Source organism: Actinacidiphila sp. bgisy160, assembly GCF_965342435.1.
Taxonomy (GTDB): Bacteria; Actinomycetota; Actinomycetes; order Streptomycetales; family Streptomycetaceae; genus Actinacidiphila.
The window spans coordinates 1-991 of sequence record NZ_CBDRCM010000139.1; the positions used below are offsets into that span (position 1 = coordinate 1).

The 991-nt window shown below is 67.2% G+C and carries 1 protein-coding gene; it reads left to right on the forward strand.

Features of this window, described 5'->3' with window-relative positions; genetic code table 11:
* A partial coding sequence (locus tag ACRWNP_RS37135; protein WP_431969423.1) for a ricin-type beta-trefoil lectin domain protein occupies window positions 1–991 on the forward strand: 991 nt, incomplete at both ends.

Sequence of the window (991 nt, forward strand, 5' to 3'; positions counted from 1 at the left end):
CAGCCCTTATGGCGAGGTGCTGCGCACGGTCACCGGAGAGATGCCGAACCGGGTGTGGACCACCAGCCTGTTCAACGAGAACACCGGCCAGCTCGACCGCACGGTCACCGACCGGGAAACCGCGAGCCCGCACCGGGTCAACGACCGCTACTACAGCTACGACACCGCCGGCAACGTCACCCAGCTCAAGGACGTCGACGGCGCCGGTGCCACGGACCGGCAGTGTTTCACCTACGACGCGCTCGCCCAGTTGGCGCAGGCATGGACCTCCCCGAACGAGGGCTGCATCGCCCCCGGCAAGAGCACGCCCGCACCGGTCTACACCGACGCCTCCGGCAACATCACCGCCACCAACGTCACCGCCACCAACGACGGGTACTGGCAGACCTACACCTACGACGAGGTCGGCAACCGCAAACAACTGGTCGAGCATCAGCCGTCCGTCACCGTCGCGGGCGGGAAGGTCGACACCTCCGGTGACACCACCACGGACTACACCTACGGCAAGAGCGGCGGCGGGCAGCCCCACACCCTCACCGGCATCACCACCGACACCGCCACCGTCGACACCCTCGCCAACCTGACCTACGACGACGCCGGAAACACCATCACCCGCACCTACGGCGGCGACACCCAAGCCCTGGACTGGACCTGGGACGGCCACGTCAAGACCGCCTCCGGCTTCGGCAAGGCCGGTAAGGGCCAGTTCATCGGCCTCAACCAAAAATGCCTGGACCTGCAAAGCGCGAACACCGCCGACGGCACCCCGCTGCAGATCTACACCTGCAACGCCACCAAAGCCCAGAACTTTCACCTCGACACCACCACCGGCGCCCTGACCATCCTCGGCAAATGCGCCATGCCCACCGCAGGCGGCACCGCCGACGGCACCCCGGTGACCCTGGCCGGGTGCACCGGCAACGCCGACCAGAAGTGGTCCGTCACCAACGGCACCCTGAAGCACGGCTCCGGCAAGTGCCTTGATGTCCCT